14 protein-coding genes are annotated in these 14,527 nt (G+C 72.7%); 6 read left to right on the top strand and 8 right to left on the bottom strand.

Annotated elements, in window-relative coordinates; all coding sequences use genetic code 11:
* The 3 genes from paaC to paaE are packed head-to-tail and all read left to right on the top strand — an operon-like array spanning position 1 to position 2,434.
* Complete coding sequence (paaC, locus tag AC07FV_RS31585; protein ID WP_479090980.1) at positions 1-828, top strand: 1,2-phenylacetyl-CoA epoxidase subunit PaaC; 828 nt, start codon at positions 1-3, stop codon at positions 826-828.
* On the top strand, positions 822-1,328 hold the full coding sequence (gene paaD / locus AC07FV_RS31580; RefSeq protein ID WP_383647992.1) for a 1,2-phenylacetyl-CoA epoxidase subunit PaaD: 507 nt from the start codon (positions 822-824) through the stop codon (positions 1,326-1,328). The genes paaC and paaD overlap by 7 nt, the downstream gene beginning before the upstream one ends.
* Positions 1,328-2,434: a 1,2-phenylacetyl-CoA epoxidase subunit PaaE gene (gene paaE / locus AC07FV_RS31575; RefSeq protein WP_479090978.1), complete on the top strand. Its 1,107-nt coding sequence runs from the start codon at positions 1,328-1,330 to the stop codon at positions 2,432-2,434. Before paaD ends, paaE begins: the two co-directional genes overlap by 1 nt.
* A gap of 25 nt (positions 2,435-2,459) precedes the next feature.
* On the opposite strand, the gene AC07FV_RS31570 is transcribed toward paaE, so the two are convergent.
* Positions 2,460-3,677: an alginate lyase family protein gene (locus AC07FV_RS31570; RefSeq protein ID WP_479090977.1), complete on the bottom strand. Its 1,218-nt coding sequence runs from the start codon at positions 3,675-3,677 to the stop codon at positions 2,460-2,462.
* A 276-nt stretch (positions 3,678-3,953) separates the two neighbouring features.
* Between AC07FV_RS31570 and AC07FV_RS31565 the strand changes: the two genes are divergently transcribed.
* The gene (locus tag AC07FV_RS31565) at positions 3,954-5,417 is read left to right on the top strand and encodes a hypothetical protein (protein ID WP_479090975.1); all 1,464 of its coding nucleotides are present in this window, start codon (positions 3,954-3,956) and stop codon (positions 5,415-5,417) included.
* Positions 5,418-5,430: 13 nt separating this feature from the next.
* Here AC07FV_RS31565 and AC07FV_RS31560 read toward each other — a convergent pair whose 3' ends face one another.
* Positions 5,431-6,333, bottom strand: a complete 903-nt coding sequence (locus AC07FV_RS31560; protein ID WP_479090973.1) for an aminoglycoside phosphotransferase family protein — start codon at positions 6,331-6,333, stop codon at positions 5,431-5,433.
* A gap of 77 nt (positions 6,334-6,410) precedes the next feature.
* On the bottom strand, positions 6,411-6,995 hold the full coding sequence (locus AC07FV_RS31555; protein WP_384697918.1) for a tellurite resistance TerB family protein: 585 nt from the start codon (positions 6,993-6,995) through the stop codon (positions 6,411-6,413).
* A 199-nt stretch (positions 6,996-7,194) separates the two neighbouring features.
* Here AC07FV_RS31555 and AC07FV_RS31550 point away from each other — a divergent pair, with 199 nt between their 5' ends.
* Entirely contained in the window at positions 7,195-7,662 is a 468-nt protein-coding gene (locus AC07FV_RS31550) for a GtrA family protein (RefSeq protein WP_479090972.1), read from the top strand.
* A gap of 106 nt (positions 7,663-7,768) precedes the next feature.
* Here the strand turns inward: AC07FV_RS31550 and AC07FV_RS31545 are convergent, their stop codons facing one another.
* Genes AC07FV_RS31545 through AC07FV_RS31525 form a run of 5 tightly spaced genes read right to left on the bottom strand, consistent with a single transcriptional unit; the run spans position 7,769 to position 13,280 of the window.
* Positions 7,769-8,686 (bottom strand): Gfo/Idh/MocA family protein, encoded by a 918-nt coding sequence (locus AC07FV_RS31545; protein WP_479090970.1) that lies wholly within the window; start codon positions 8,684-8,686, stop codon positions 7,769-7,771.
* Positions 8,687-8,727: 41 nt separating this feature from the next.
* Positions 8,728-9,927, bottom strand: coding sequence for an ROK family protein (locus AC07FV_RS31540; RefSeq protein ID WP_479091146.1), 1,200 nt, complete (start codon positions 9,925-9,927; stop codon positions 8,728-8,730).
* Positions 9,928-9,945: 18 nt separating this feature from the next.
* The gene (locus AC07FV_RS31535) at positions 9,946-10,830 is read right to left on the bottom strand and encodes a carbohydrate ABC transporter permease (protein ID WP_383648004.1); all 885 of its coding nucleotides are present in this window, start codon (positions 10,828-10,830) and stop codon (positions 9,946-9,948) included.
* Complete coding sequence (locus AC07FV_RS31530; protein WP_479090968.1) at positions 10,827-11,846, bottom strand: carbohydrate ABC transporter permease; 1,020 nt, start codon at positions 11,844-11,846, stop codon at positions 10,827-10,829. Before AC07FV_RS31530 ends, AC07FV_RS31535 begins: the two co-directional genes overlap by 4 nt.
* A gap of 30 nt (positions 11,847-11,876) precedes the next feature.
* Positions 11,877-13,280 carry an ABC transporter substrate-binding protein gene (locus AC07FV_RS31525; protein ID WP_479090967.1) on the bottom strand — a complete coding sequence of 468 codons (1,404 nt, stop codon included), beginning with the start codon at positions 13,278-13,280 and terminating at the stop codon, positions 11,877-11,879.
* Positions 13,281-13,406: 126 nt separating this feature from the next.
* Between AC07FV_RS31525 and AC07FV_RS31520 the strand changes: the two genes are divergently transcribed.
* On the top strand, positions 13,407-14,480 hold the full coding sequence (locus AC07FV_RS31520) for a zinc-dependent alcohol dehydrogenase (protein WP_479090965.1): 1,074 nt from the start codon (positions 13,407-13,409) through the stop codon (positions 14,478-14,480).
* Positions 14,481-14,527: the final 47 nt, after the last annotated feature.

Raw genomic sequence — 14,527 nt, 5'->3', positions numbered from 1 at the left:
ATGAGTGACGACCACGTCTACCTGAGCCTGGCCGAGGGACACGAGGACGACACCCGCTGGGCCTACGGCACCGGCTTCGAGGACCCGCTGCACGGCGTCGACACCACCGTGCCCGAGGGCGTCGACGCGGGCGAACTGGCCGCTCAGTGCGTGGCGCTCGCCGACGACGCTTTGGTCTCGGCGCAGCGGCTCGCCGAGTGGGTCACCCGGGCACCGGAGCTGGAGGAGGAGGTGGCGCTGGCCAACATCGGCCTCGACCTCCTCGGCCAGGCCCGCCTCCTCTACGCGCGGGCGGGCCAGGTCGACGGCACCGGACGGGACGAGGACGCCTACGCCTACTTCCGGGACGCCACCGACTTCCGCAACGTCACCCTGGCCGAACTGCCCGGCGGCGACTTCGCCTTCGCCGTCGTGCGGCTGCTGGTCCTCTCCAGCTGGCGCCTCGCCCATTTCCAGCGGCTGGCGTCCCACCCCGACCCGGTCCTCGCGGCGGTCGCGGCCAAGGGCGTCAAGGAACTGACGTACCACCGGCAGTACGCCGCCGAGTGGGCCGTGCGCCTCGGCGACGGCACGGACGAGTCGCACCGCAGGATGCGCGAGGCGCTGGAGCAGGTCGCCCCCTACCTCGGCGAGCTGCACACGGCGTACGACGCCCGGGACGAGGTCGCCGACGTGCTGCGCCAGGTCACCGAGGCGGCCGGGCTGCCCGTGCCGGTGTACCGGCCGCTGCCCGGCTCGGGCCGCGCCGGTGAGCACACCGAACACCTCGCGCCGCTCCTCGCCGAGTTGCAGGGCGTCGCCCGCGCCCACCCGGAGGCGACATGGTGACCGCCCCCCTGGACGCCCGCCGGGCCCGGCGCGTCGCCGAGCGGGTCCCCGACCCGGAGCTGCCCATGCTGACCCTGGCCGACCTCGGCGTGCTGCGGGCCGTCGAGGTGACCGGCGACGGCACCGTGGTGGCGAGCCTGACCCCGACCTACTCCGGATGCCCGGCCATGGCCGAGATGCGGGCGGACGTGGCCGCGCGGCTGCGGGAGGCGGGGTACGCGCGCGTGGAGATCCGCACGGTCCTCGACCCGCCCTGGACCAGTGACTGGATCACCGAGTCCGGCCGCCGCAAGCTGACCGCACACGGCATCGCCCCACCCGGCGCCGCCCCCCGCGGCCCGGTCCCCCTGGTGCTCTCGCCCACCCGGCCCGCGGTGCCCTGCCCCCGGTGCGGCTCGGCGGACACCGAGGAGACCTCCCGCTTCGCCGCCACGTCCTGCAAGGCGCTGTGGCGCTGCCGTGCCTGCCGTGAGCCGTTCGAGTACGTCAAGGAGATCTGATGGCCCCGACCGCCCCCGCCTCGGCGCCGCCGGCGCGCATCCGCCGCCGCCCGGCCTTCCACCGTCTGCGGGTCGCCGCCGTCGAGCGGCTGTGCGCCGACGCGGTGGCCGTGAGCTTCGAGATCCCGGACGAACTGGCGGAGGAGTTCGCCTTCTCGCCCGGTCAGTCGCTCACCCTGCGGCGCGAGATCGACGGCCGGGACGAGCGCCGCTCGTACTCCATCTGCGCGCCGGCCGGTTCACTCCCGCGGATCGGTGTCCGCGTCGTGCCGGGTGGCCTGTTCTCGTCGTGGCTGGTGGACGGGGTGCGTCCGGGGGACCCGGTCGAGGTGATGGCCCCCACCGGCTTCTTCACGCCCGACCTGAGCACGCCGGGTCACCATGTGCTGATCGCGGCCGGTTCGGGCATCACGCCCATGGTGTCCATCGCCGAGTCGGTGCTGGCCGCCGACGACCGCTCGGCCGTCACGTTGTTCTACGGCAACCGCCGCACCGACACGGTGATGTTCGCCGACGAACTGGCCGACCTCAAGGACCTCCACCCGGCCCGCTTCCAGCTCGCCCACGTGCTCTCCCGCGAACCCCGCGAGGCCGAGGTGCTCTCCGGCCGCCTCGACGCCGATCGGCTCGCGGCGCTCGTGGACGCGCTGGTGGACGTGGAGCGTGCGGACCACTGGTGGCTGTGCGGTCCGCAGGGCATGGTCGCCGACGCCCAGCAGGTACTGGCCGGCCTCGGCGTCCCGGCGGGCCGCGTCCACCGCGAGCTGTTCTTCGCCGAGGACGAGCCCGTGCGGGAGGTGCGCCACGAGGAGGCCGGCCCGCAGGGACCCGTCAGCGAGGTCGTCATCACCCTGGACGGCCGCTCCACGACCTCCCCGCTGTCCCGGGAGCGGACCATCCTGGACGGGGCCCAGCAGGTAAGGCCCGACCTTCCCTTCGCCTGCAAGGGCGGCGTCTGCGGCACCTGCCGGGCCCTGGTCACGGACGGTCGTGCGGACATGCGCCGCAACTTCGCCCTCGAAGCGGCCGAGGTCGACGCCGGCTACGTCCTGACCTGCCAGTCGTACCCCGTCTCCGAGAAGCTGACCGTGGACTACGACAGCTGAGGCGGCGCCACCCCGGCCACGGGGCTCAGGCGGGGTTGTCGCCGTGGGTGAGGGTCTCCCAGGCGACGAAGAGGTTGTTCGTGCCGGACGGGCGGGTGCGCTCGGTCAGTGCCTGGGTGTGGGTCATGGCGAAGCCGAGGCGGTGGTGCAGGGCGTTGTAGCCGACCTCGGTGACCGGCCCGAGGCCGAGGTGGACCGAGCCCCCGCACAGCCAGTCGGGCACGGCCGCCCCCTGTTCGTACGTCGCCTGGAAGCCGAGGGCGTGCCGCAGCCGCTCGCCCACGTCGGTGCCGTACAGGTCCTGCCCCTGGATGCGGCTGGTCTCGGCGATGTGCGAGATGGAGGAGATGCCGTAGCCGGTGTGGGTGAAGTCCCGGCAGGTCTCCTGGGTGAGGCCGGTGACGAAGGTGGTCTGGCCCTGCCAGTACTTGACGATCTTGTCCCGGGTGTCGAGGTTCTGGCTGGGCACCGTCTTCGGCAGGGCCCCGTCGGAGGCCAGGTACACGTAGGCGGCCGTACGGGTGCGGAACCTGGCCATCGCCTTGTCGTAGGAGGCCTTGTCCTCCAGGAAGACGGAGATGCCGACGGCCGCCTCCGTCATGGTGAGTTCCCAGTTGCCGTTGGAGTTCGAGCCGTTGATGACCTCGGGCAGGTAGACGTCCCGGAGCATGGTGGCGAAGCGGCCGGAGCCGGCCCATGAGCCCGGGTACGCGTGCTTGATGATCTCCGCAGCCTTGGGCCAGGAGGAGCCGGCCCATCCGGTCTGGAGGGGCGCGTTGCTGTTGGTGTGGTCCCTGATCACGGCGGACCAGGCGTCCATCAGCTCGATGGCCTTGCGCGCGTACCGCTCCTCGCGGGTGATGTACCAGGCCAGGGCGTTGGTGTAGGCCGCGATCGCGTCCTCGCGCTCGTCGGTGCAGCCGTTGTTCGGGTTGGAGTAGGAGCCGCACTCCACCACCGCCCGGGGCCTCGGAACGCGATTCGGGTCGGCGTACCTGCTCGCCGTCATCCGGTCGAAGGCACCCTTCCAGGGCTGGGCGCCGACGGCCACCTTGGCGCGGGCGAAGTCGAGTTGGTTCCGGGAGACGGTGACGCCCGGGTGGGTGAACGCGGCGGGCGCGGCCTCGGCCCGGGGAGCGGTCGCTCCGGGGCCCGCGAGGAGGGTGCCCACCAGCGCGGCGGTGAGGCTCGCGAGGAGGACGGCGCGGGATCTGCGGTGGCGAGGTCGGGAAGCAGAGGACATGTGGGGGGTCCATCCGTTCGTGTATGTGAACGATGAGTTGTGTTCTGAACGCTCGCTTGCTCGGTGACGATAGGTAGAGACCAATGGGGCGTCAAGGGTCCGCGCACCGGGCCCGCCACAGCGTCGCGTACGGTGCCCGGCCCGGCCGGCGGGGAACGGCGGGGAACACTATGAACGCAATGATCGAAGGGGTGGCCCCGGCTCCGGCCGGTTCCTAGCATCCCCGCTCGCGGCGCACTCCGCGCAGCGCACGCAGCACCCCTCAGGAGCCGCACCTTGCCCCCCTTCGACGCTCCCTCGCCCGCCGTCCCGCCCCGGACGCGCCGACACCGCCCGGCCGTTCTCGTGGCCGCGCTCGCGGCCGTGCTCCTCGGCACGCCCGGCACCGTGTCCGCCACTCCCGCACGGCCCGCCGGCCCGCCGGGGGCAGCCGCCTGCCCACCCGTCCTGGCCGGGAAGGCGCGGTGCTTCACCGGCCAGGACGCGCACGGTGCCCCCTACACGATGGCCGTGCCGACCCGCTGGAACGGCTCCCTGGTGGTGCACGCGCACGGCGGACCCGACCTGGGTGACACGCCCGACCCGTCCCGTTCCACCGAGGACCTGGAGCGCTGGGCCGTGATGGTGGACCAGGGGTACGCGTGGGCGGGCTCCGCCTACCGGCGCGGCGGCTACGGCGCCCGGATGGCCGCCGCCGACACGGAGAACGTGCGCCGGCTGTTCGCCGAGCGCTTCGGCCGTCCGCACCGGACCTACCTCCACGGGCAGTCCTGGGGCGGCAACGTCGCCGCCAAGGCCGCGGAGATCTACGGGGGACCGCACGGCGCCTACGACGGAGTCCTGCTGACCAACGGGGTCCTGGGCGGCGGTTCGCGCGGCTACGACCACCGGGTCGACCTGCGGGTCGTCTACCAGTACTACTGCCGCAACCACCCGCGCCCGACCGAACCCCGGTATCCGCTCTGGCAGGGACTGCGGCCGGACTCCACCCTGACGACGGCCGGACTCCGCGCCCGCCTCCAGGAGTGCACGGGCTTCGCCTCCGACCCCGCGGACCGGACCGCCTCGCAGCAGCGCAACCTGGACGACATCCTCGCCGTCACCCGCGTTCCGGAGCGCACGCTGGAGTCGCATCTGCGGTTCGCGACCTTCACGTTCCGCGACATCGTCGCGAAACGGCTGGACGGCCGCAATCCCTTCGGCAACCGGGGCGTCCGCTACACGGGTTCCCACGACGACGAGGCGCTCAACGCGGGCGTGGAGCGCTTCTCGGCCGACTCCACCGCACGGCGCGACCTCTCCTACGACAGCGACCTCACCGGCCGGATCTCCCTCCCCGTCCTGACCCTGCACGCCATCGACGACCCGACGGCCTTCGTGGAGCACGAGGCGGCGTACCGGGCCACGCTCCGCGGCGCCGGCCGCGGCGGGAACCTCGTCCAGACGTTCACGAGGGAGAGCGAGCACAGCGCCCTGAGCGACGCCGAGTACGCCACCTCCCTCTCCGCTCTGGACACCTGGGTCCGCTCCGGCCGCAAGCCGACCCCGCGTTCGATCGCGGCGTCCTGCGGCGCCTTCGACGCGGCCTACGGCGGCGGTTGCTTCCACGACCCCCACTACCGCCCCGCGCCGTACGCCTCGCGCGTACGCCCACGGCCGGGGGGCCTGCGCTGGCCGGCCCTGACCGCGGCGCGGGAACGGGCCTGGAGCAGGATCGACGGGGTGGGGATCGCGCCCTAGGAAGGGCCCCCGCTCAATATGTCTCCGCCAGCACCTCCCGGACGACGTGCCGGGCGTTGCCGGCCATCGCGGGGTTGGTGTCCCGGTAGTGGGGGAGGGCGATGACGGCCTGGGAGAGGGTCCGGGCCCGGCCGCGCCGCCAGGTCGCCTCGTCCGCGCCGAGGGACTCGCGGAAGACCTCGCGTGCCCCGGCCGGCAGCAGGTTCCAGGCCGGGAAGAGGTCGCAGGCCGGGTCGCCCACGCCCATGCAGCCGAAGTCGATCACCGCGGACAGCCTGCCGCCGGTCACCAGCAGATTGCCCGGCATCAGGTCGGCGTGCAGCCAGACCGGCGGTCCGGCCCACTCCGGGGCCCGCAGCGCGTCGTCCCACACGGCGAGGAGGGCGTCGCAGTCGACGTCCTCCTCCGGGAGGCCCCGCAGTTCCCCGATCGCGGCCCGGGTCTCCTCGTCGAGCGTGGCGAGCGGGCCGCCGCGATGGGCGCCGGGCGCGCCCGGCAGGGTGACGGCCCGCATCGCCCGTACGAAGGCGGCCAGATCACCGGCCAGCAGGGCGGGGTCGGTGAGCGCTCCGGCTTCGGGCAGCTCACCGGGCAGCCAGCGGTACACGGACCACGGCCACGGGTACCCCTCGCCGGGCTCACCCGCTCCGAGCACTTCGGGAACGGCGGCGGGCAGCAGGGGCGACAGCCGGGGCAGCCACTCCCGCTCCGCTGCCACGTCCCCGGCACCGCCCTCGACCAACGGCAGCCGCACGACCATGTCGTGGCCCAGCCGGTACATCGCGTTGACCGTGCCGCCCGACGGGAAGCGCTCGATCGGCAGGTCCGACCACCGCGGGAACTGCCGTACGAGCAGGCGGCGTACGAGACGGCCGTCCACGAGGAGCGGACCAGGACGGGGCTGCCCGGAAGTCATGGGCGCCATCCGATCCCCCGACGCCGACGGCCGTCAAACGCTTTCCCGTCCCGGGCGGACGGCGGGACCGTCCGGGCTCAGACGCCGAACTCCGAGGGGGAGACGCCCAGGGCCGTGCAGGCCTCGCGGATCGCGTACTGCTCGGACGGCTCGAAGACCCCGTCGGCGCCGGCGATGACCATGCCGGTCTGGATGACCGCGCGGGCCTCCGCGGGCTTCTTGGCGGCCTTGGCGATGACTTGCAGCGCCTCGCTCTTGCCCAGCTCGAAGTTGGCGACGAGCCGGTCCACGTGCTGGTTGAACCGCTGGCGGAGCTGGTCCGCGGGGAAGTTCTGCAGCACCTCGTTCGAGACGATCAGCTCTTCCACGCGCTGCCGCTCGGCCGGCTCCACCTGACCGTCGGCCGCGGCGACCAGCGCGCACATGGCCATGCTGGCGTCCCGGTAGGCGCCGCTCTTCAGCTCGGTCTTGACCGAGGCCAGCTGGGTCTTGAACAGCCCCATCAGCTGGGCCTTGGAGCCGCCGGAGGACGAGCCCGACCGGCCGGGCACCTGCTGCCCCTGGTGCCCCTGCGGTCCGTGTCCGGGCCCGCTCGCTCCCCGAGTGCCCTGGGACTGCTGGAAGGTCTTGGCCTGGTCCTTGATCTTGTCCCACATCGCCACTCGTGCCACCTCGGCTTCTGTTGCTGCTGCGTATCCGACTTGATCCCGGCCGCCGTACTCGCGCGGCCACCAGCTTGAACGCCCCCGAAAGCCACAGGGTTCCCGGAAGGCAAAGGCAGGGCAAAGTGTCTCACGGCGGCGGCGTAGTAGGCTGCGGGACCAGGATCGACGGTCGGTGAGCTGGGCGGGGGCGGGACGTGTGGCTCGGCTGAAGGAGTCGTCGCTCGCCGGGCCGAACGGCACTCCGGGCGTCCGGCGTTCGGGGGTGTGGTCCCGGGAGGTCGGCTGGTTCGTCGCGATCGGCGTCGCCTCGACGGCCGGGCAGGCCCTGCTGTACTGGGTGCTGCGTCTGTGGTGGCCCCCGGTCGCCGCCAACCTGGTCTCCCTGCTGGTCCTCACGGTGCTCAACACCGAGGCCAACCGGCGCCTGACGTTCCGGCACGCCGCCGCCGGCCCGGTCCGCGCCCACCTGGGAGCCGGCGGGCTGTTCCTGCTCGGCTACCTCGCCACGTCCGGCGCCGTCCTGTGGTTCACGCACGCCGAGCCCGGTGCCTCACCCGCCGCCGAGACCGTGGTCCTCACCGCCACCTCCGTCGCCGTCACGGTGGTGCGCTTCGCCGTCCTGCGGCTCGCCGTCTTCCGGACCCCGGCCCGCACGGAGCGCTGAGTCCCGGCGCGTGCCGGTGCGCCGACCGGGCCGCCCGGCGACCTCGCCGCCCGGCGACCTCGCGGCCGGGCGGCCCCGCGCCGGCCCGGTCACCCCCGGCCGCCCCTCAGCCGCGGGTCGCCCGGTCGATCAGGCCCTGGAGGTACAGGCCGCGCCGTGCGTCGACCGCCGTGGGCGTGCCGGTGCGGACGGCCGTCGCGAAGTCGTGGCGCAGGACGGGCCAGCACTCCTCGTGGTCGATGCCGGCGGTGTCGTAGACCAGCGGGTGCTCCGGGCCGAAGAGTTCGACCCGGGTGAGGGCGCGCGGGAGGGCCAGGGAGCCGGAGAGGGAGGCCTGGCTCACGGCTCCGTTCTCGTGCTCGCAGGTCAGCTCCACCCAGCGGCGCGGGTCGCCGGTGGCGCGGATGCCGGTGATGGGGCCCACCGAGGCGTCCAGCAGGTCGAGCAGGTGCGGTCCGAGATCCAGCAGTGCTCCGTGTTCGAGGCGCCAGCCGGTGGCGAAGTCCCCGCCCAGGAAGGCGCCGTGGAGGTAGCAGGAGCGGGCGCCGGCCGCCTCGAAGGCGCGCGCCGCCGCCAGGAAGGTCCGGGTGGAGGGGTGATAGCGCTTGGTCAGCACGAGTTGGGAGACCACACCGGCCTCGGTGACCGCGTCGGCCACCCGGCGGGCCGCGGCCAGGTCGGGGCCGAGCGGCTTCTCCAGCAGCAGCGCCTTGCCCCGCTTGGCCGCCAGCGGCGCCAGTTCGGCCTGGACGGCGGGCGGCACGGCGAAGGCCACGGCCTCGCAGTGGTCCAGCAGTTCCTCGAACCCGGCGGCGACGTGTGCGGCGTAGGGGGCGGCCGTCTCGCGGGCGGCCTCCGTGCGGCGGGCCCAGACCGCGGTGAGCCGGGTCTCGGGTCCGGCGGCCAGCACCCGGGCGTGCATGGCCCGGGCCCAGGGGCCGGCCCCCACGAGCCCGACCTCGACGGGACAGTCGGTCCAAGGGGCGGGGGCAGCGGTCACGGTGTTCCTGTCCTGGTGCGTCATCGGGTGGGACCCGGTGCGTGGGTGCGAAGGCTTCGGCGGCGTCACGGCGCGAGGCGTTCGAGCCGGGCGTCGGCGCCCGCGGGGGAGTAGAGGTGTTCCACGACCATGGCGGCCGCCCCGATGAGCCCGGCGTGGTCGCCGAGTCGCGAGGTGACCACCTGGAGGTTGGCCGTGGCCCGGGGCATCGCGCGCTGGTAGACCAACTCGCGGACCCCGGTGAGGAAGGGCACGCCGGACAGCTCACCGGCGATCATGAGCACACCGGGGTTCAGCAGGGTCACGACGGTGACCAGGACCTCACCCACCCGCCGACCGGCCTCCCGGGCCAGTCGTACGGCGTCGGGGTGGCCCTCGTTGAGCAGGCGCCGGACGTCCCGCCCCGAGGCGGTGTCCAGGCCCAGCCCGGACAGCTCCTTGGCGATCGCCCGTCCACTGGCCACGGCCGCGAGGCAGCCGTGGGAACCGCACATGCACAGCGCGTCGGACCGGTCGTGCAGCCGGATGTGCCCGATGTCGCCGGCGCCGCCGTCGATGCCCCGGTAGAGGCTGTCGCCGATGACGACGCCCGCGCCGATGCCGGTGGAGACCTTCAGCAGGACGAACGACGAGCAGTCGCGGTGGTTGGCCTGGTGCTCGGCCAGCGCCATGAGGTTCGCGTCGTTGTCCACGAGCACCGGGACGGCGTCGGCCTGCGGCCCCAGCCCCATCCGTGCGGCGTACGCCTTCTGGAGCCGCTCCCGGATGGGGTAGCGGTCCCAGCCCGGCATGATGGGCGGCTCGATCACCCGTCCCGACTCCCAGTCGACGGGGCCGGGCACGGACAGCCCGACGCCCGCCACGTGGGACGCCGGGATCCCGGCTGCCGCGATCAGGTCCGGGAACCACTCGGCCAGCCCGTCCAGTACGTGCTCGGGTCCCGCGCCGACGTCCATCGGGCCGGTGTGCTCGGCCAGGATGGCGCCCGACAGGTCGACGACGGCGGCACGGGCGTGCCGGGTCTCCAGGTCGAAGGCGACGACCGAGGCGTGGGTCGGGTCGAAGGCGATCCGGTGCGACGGGCGCCCACCCGTGGACTCACCCGTGCTGTGCCGCAGCCACCCGGCGCGGTTGAGCAGGTCGAGACGCTGTCCGACCGTCGACCTGGAGAGCCCGGTGGCGTGCTGGAGGTCGGCGCGGGTGTTGGCGCGCCCGCTGCGGATCAGTTGCAGCAGCGCGCCCGCGCTGGCCTGACCTGACGTCATCATGGAGTCCCCCACGGCTCAACTCTTGTCGGCACCGCTGGTCAGGCCCTCGGTGAGGAGCCGTTCGGCGGCGAAGAACAGAAGTACCACGGGGATCGTCAGCACCACGGAACCGGCCATCAGGACGGTCTTCGGCACCTCGATGCCGTTGGAGAGCTGGGCGAGGCCCAGGGAGACCGTCCACTTGTCGGGGTCGGCGGCCAGGAAGAGCAGCGCGAAGAGGAACTCGTTCCAGGCGATCATGAAGACGTACAGACCGGTCGCCATCAGGGAGGGCAGCGCCAGCGGCAGGATCACCTTGCGCACGGTCTGCAACCGGGAGGCGCCGTCGAGCGCCGCCGCCTCCTCGATGGAGGCCGGGATGGTGACCAGATAGTTCTTCAGCATGTAGATCGACACCGGCACCGTCTGCGCCACGTAGACGATGGCCAGACCGACCAGGCTGGAGGAGAGCCCGACCTTCGCGAAGATGACGAAGAGCGGCACGGCCAGCAGCGTCGCCGGGAACATGTACACGGCCAGGAAGAGCGCGCTGACCTGCCGGTGGCCGAAGAACTTCAGCCGGCTGACGGCGTACGCGCCGGGCACGGCGGCCACCAGGGTCAGCACCACCGTGCCGAGCGAGACCAGCGCGGAGTTGAGCAGGAACTTCAGGAAGCCCTGGCCGCCCGCGTCGGTGGAGCGGAGCACGTCCTGGTAGGTGGAGAAGGTGAAGTCCTTGGCCGAGATCCACAGGGAGCCCGGGTCGAGCAGGAGCGCGTCGATGGGCTTCAGCGACAGCAGCACCATGTAGTAGAAGGGGACCACGGTGATCACTGCGAGGAACGCGATGACGAACCAGCGCAGGACGCCGAAGAACCGCTCCTCGAACTGGGCCCGGCTCAGGGCCGCCTTGCGCGTCACGCTTCCTCCTGGACCTTGTTGCCGAAGAACTTGAAGTAGAGGCCGAGCAGGATCATCAGCACGACGGCCAGGGTGAGTGCCTGGGCGGCCGCGGCTCCCACGTCGTAGCGCGCGGTGAGGAAGTCGTAGACGCGCACGGCGGCGACGTCGGTGCCCGCGCCGCCCCCGGTGAGCAGGTACACGTCGTCGAACTTGTTGAAGGTCATGATGAACCGCAGCACGCACAGCAGCGCGATCACCGGCATCAACTGGGGCAGCAGGACGTGCCGGAACCGCTGGGTCAGGGTCGCGCCGTCGACCAGCGCGGCCTCCTCCAGGGTGTCCGGGACCGCCTGGAGCCGCGCCAGGATGAAGAGGAAGGCGAAGGGGAAGTACCGCCAGCACTCGAAGACGATGACCGTCAGCAGGGCCAGCGGGACGTCGAAGTGCAGGCCCAGCAGATGGACCTCGTACTCGCGCGTCGACAGGAAGGCGACGGGGTCGTCCCAGCCGAACAGGCGCCGGCCCCAGTCGTTGACCACGCCGTACTGCGGGCTGAGGGCGACCTCCCACACGAAGGCCACGGCCACGACGGGCGCGACGTAGGGCAGCAGCATCGCCGCGCGCAGCAGTCCCCGCCCCTTGAAGGGCCTGCGCAGAGCCAGCGCCGCGACCAGGCCGAGGGCGACGGAGCCGAGCGTGGAGCCCGCCGTGTACAGCAGCGTGGTCCACAGGCTGGACCAGAAGCCGGCCGAGTCGAAGACCTGCGCGAAGTTGTCCAGGGACCAGTTGCCGAACAGGCCCATGTCCTGGATGTCGACGAGCTTGGCCTTCTGGAAGGCGAGCAGTACGGTCCACGCGATGGGCAGGACGACCACCACGAGGACCACGACGAAGGTGGGGGAGACGAACGCGAGGCCCGCGCGGTTGGCGCGCCGGCTGGCGGTCATCGGACGGCGGCCCGGGGAGGCGGACCGGTCCGTGGACCGGGGGTCGGTGTCCCGGCGCTGCGGCGCGCCGGCTGGGGCTGTTGTCATGAGGGACCTTAGTGACGTGCAGGCGGGCGGCTACTGCAGGGACTTCTTCAGGGCGGCGACCTCTTCGTCGGCCTCGCGTGCCGCCTCGGACGGCGAGCTCTGGCCGCTGGTCATGGCGCCGATGGCCTTCGGCACGGGCAGTTCGCCGTTGGTGGCGCCGACCAGGGCGCCCTCGCCCTGGGTGATGCCCCAGCGGCGCATGTTGCTGACGCCGTCGGCGAGCTGGTCGAGGAGGCTCCCGGGGAAGACCTCGTCGAGGGGCTTGCGGGTGTCGACCCCGATGTCGCTGGAGCGCCAGGCGTCGAGGTAGCGCCCGGGTTCGGCGGCGGTGCCCTTGCGGACCGGGATCTTGCCCTCGGGTGCCATGCCGAACCAGGACTCGTAGCCGGTGCCCATCATGTACTCGATGAACTCGCGGGAGGCGGCGGTCTCGGCCGTCTTGGTGGTGACCCAGGAGGTGATCTCGCCGAACTGCGCCGCGTCCTTCGCGTCGGGGCCCCGCATCGCGGTGACGATGCCGCTGTTGTCCGACAGGTACTGAGGGTCCTTCGCGCACTGGGGGCAGCTGGGCAGGGCGTCCTTGCGCAGGCCGGCGAGCTCGTCCAGCAGGAAGGAGGACCAGATGACCATGGAGGACTGCCCGGCGAAGTAGGTGGCGCGGGTGGAGTCCACGGTCTGGGTGCCCGGCGCGCCGTACTCCCGGGCCAGCCGGTCGTACGTGCGGAAGGCGGTCTCGCACCGCGGCGAGTCGAGGGCGACCTCGTGCCGCTGGTCCACGAGCTGGCAGTCGTTGGCGAGGGCGACGCTCTCGAAGCTCTGCGAGGTGAAGACGTCGCTCGGGTCGGTGGCCGCCGAGATGCCGTCGTGGCCCCTGGTGGTCAGGGCCTCGGCGGCGGCCAGCGTCTTCGCGTACGTGTCGGGGGCGGCCAGCGCCTTCTTCCCGAACTCGTCCTTGCGGTAGACCAGCAGCTGGAGCCACGCGTCGGAGGGCACCCCCAGACTGGTGGAGCCGTCGGAGGTCAGCTCCAGCGCGTTGGCGTTGAAGGTGTCCCGGCCCAGCTCGCCGACGATCTGCCGGGGGATGCCGGTGTTCAGCAGCCCGTTGCTGTACATCTGCCACACCTGGCCCATGGGGGCCGCGCCGATGACGTCGGGCAGCGTGCCCGAGGCCGCGGCCGACATGATCAGCTGGGGCATCTGCCCCTCGTCGACCCCGACGAGATGGACCTCGATCCCGGTCTTCTTCTCGAACGCGTCCACGACCTTCTGCGTCGCGGCGACGCGGTCGGGGAGGTTCTCCTGGGTCCAGACCGTGATCTCACGGTCCGGCTTGCCGGGCCCGGTGCTGCCCGCGCAGCCCGAGAGCAGCCCGACCCCCAGGGCTGCCGTGACGCCGACCGCGGTCGTCCTCGACCGCAGGGTCCTGATGCGCATTGAGTGTCCTCGTTCCGGCTTACGTCTGCTCGTCACGCATCACAGCATCACTTTTGCTTGTTGACAAGACATAAGTTGCGGATATTGTCGACGCAACCGCAATCAGCAACCCTTCCGGAGCCACCCGTGTCATCCGTGTCGCCCGCGTCCTCCCCGGAGCGCGTCGTCCAGTTCACCGGCCCCCGACAGGTGGAGGTGGCCGAGCACGCCCGGGCCGGTCTGCCGCCCGGCCACCTGCGGGTCCGCACCCGCTACTCGGGCATCTCGGCCGGCACCGAACTCACCGCCTACCGCGGCACCAACCCGTACCTGACCCGCACCTGGGACCCCGAGGCACGGCTCTTCCGCGACGGCGCGCCCGGCATCGAGTACCCGGTGGCCGGCTGGGGCTACTCCGAGGTCGGCGAGGTCGTCGAGGTCTCCCCGGAGCTGGTCGGCACCGCGGGGATGCCGGTCCCCGGCGACCTGGTCTGGGGCATCTGGGGGCACCGCAGCGAGGGCATCGTCCCCGCCGAGCGGATGATCGGCCACACCCTGCCGGCCGGACTGGAGCCGCTGGCCGGGGCCTTCGCCCGGGTCGGCGCCATCGCGTACAACGCCGTGCTGGCCGGGGACATCCACCTCGGCGAGGACGTCGCCGTGTTCGGCCAGGGCGTCATCGGCCTGCTCACGACCCGGCTGGCGCAGCTCAGCGGCGCCCGCGTCACCGCGGTGGACGCCCTCGACGGCCGGCTGGAGACCGCGCGGCACTTCGGCGCCCACGACACGCTCAACGCCCGCACGGACGCGGTCGCCGAACGCGTCCGCGAGGCCACCGGCGGGCTCGGTGCCGACCTCGCCATCGAGATCAGCGGCGCCTACCCGGCCCTGCACGAGGCGCTGCGCTCGGTCGCCGCCGGCGGGCGCGTGGTGGCCTCCGGCTTCTACCAGGGCGACGGCATCGGCCTGCGCCTCGGCGACGAGTTCCACCACAACCGGGTCCAGCTGATCTGCTCCCAGATCGGCGGCGTGCCCCCGCAGCTGTCGAACCGCTGGACGGTCGAGCGGCTCCAGCGGACCTTCCTGCGCCTGGTCGCCGAGGGCCAGGTGGACGTCGACGCGCTGGTGAGCCACGTGGTTCCCGTCGCCGACGCCGCCGACGCCTACGTACTGCTGGACGAGCGGCCCGCCGAGGCGCTTCAGGTCGTCCTGGAGTTCTGAGCCCGACCCCGGGGACCGGGTCCCCGGGACCGGCCGTCACCGACCCT

Source organism: Streptomyces sp. NPDC045956 (assembly GCF_056430705.1).
The sequence above is the reverse complement of the archived record's forward strand: the minus strand, read 5'-3'. Positions and strand labels throughout refer to the sequence as shown.

What these genes read in the sequence shown, in the direction of transcription:
- paaC (WP_479090980.1), top strand. Translation starts at nt 1, where the DNA reads ATGAGTGACGACCACGTCTACCTGAGCCTGGCCGAGGGACACGAGGAC.
- paaD (WP_383647992.1), top strand. Translation starts at nt 822, where the DNA reads ATGGTGACCGCCCCCCTGGACGCCCGCCGGGCCCGGCGCGTCGCCGAG.
- paaE (WP_479090978.1), top strand. Translation starts at nt 1,328, where the DNA reads ATGGCCCCGACCGCCCCCGCCTCGGCGCCGCCGGCGCGCATCCGCCGC.
- AC07FV_RS31570 (WP_479090977.1), bottom strand. Translation starts at nt 3,677, where the DNA reads ATGTCCTCTGCTTCCCGACCTCGCCACCGCAGATCCCGCGCCGTCCTC.
- AC07FV_RS31560 (WP_479090973.1), bottom strand. Translation starts at nt 6,333, where the DNA reads ATGACTTCCGGGCAGCCCCGTCCTGGTCCGCTCCTCGTGGACGGCCGT.
- AC07FV_RS31545 (WP_479090970.1), bottom strand. Translation starts at nt 8,686, where the DNA reads ATGACGCACCAGGACAGGAACACCGTGACCGCTGCCCCCGCCCCTTGG.
- AC07FV_RS31540 (WP_479091146.1), bottom strand. Translation starts at nt 9,927, where the DNA reads ATGACGTCAGGTCAGGCCAGCGCGGGCGCGCTGCTGCAACTGATCCGC.
- AC07FV_RS31530 (WP_479090968.1), bottom strand. Translation starts at nt 11,846, where the DNA reads ATGACAACAGCCCCAGCCGGCGCGCCGCAGCGCCGGGACACCGACCCC.
- AC07FV_RS31525 (WP_479090967.1), bottom strand. Translation starts at nt 13,280, where the DNA reads ATGCGCATCAGGACCCTGCGGTCGAGGACGACCGCGGTCGGCGTCACG.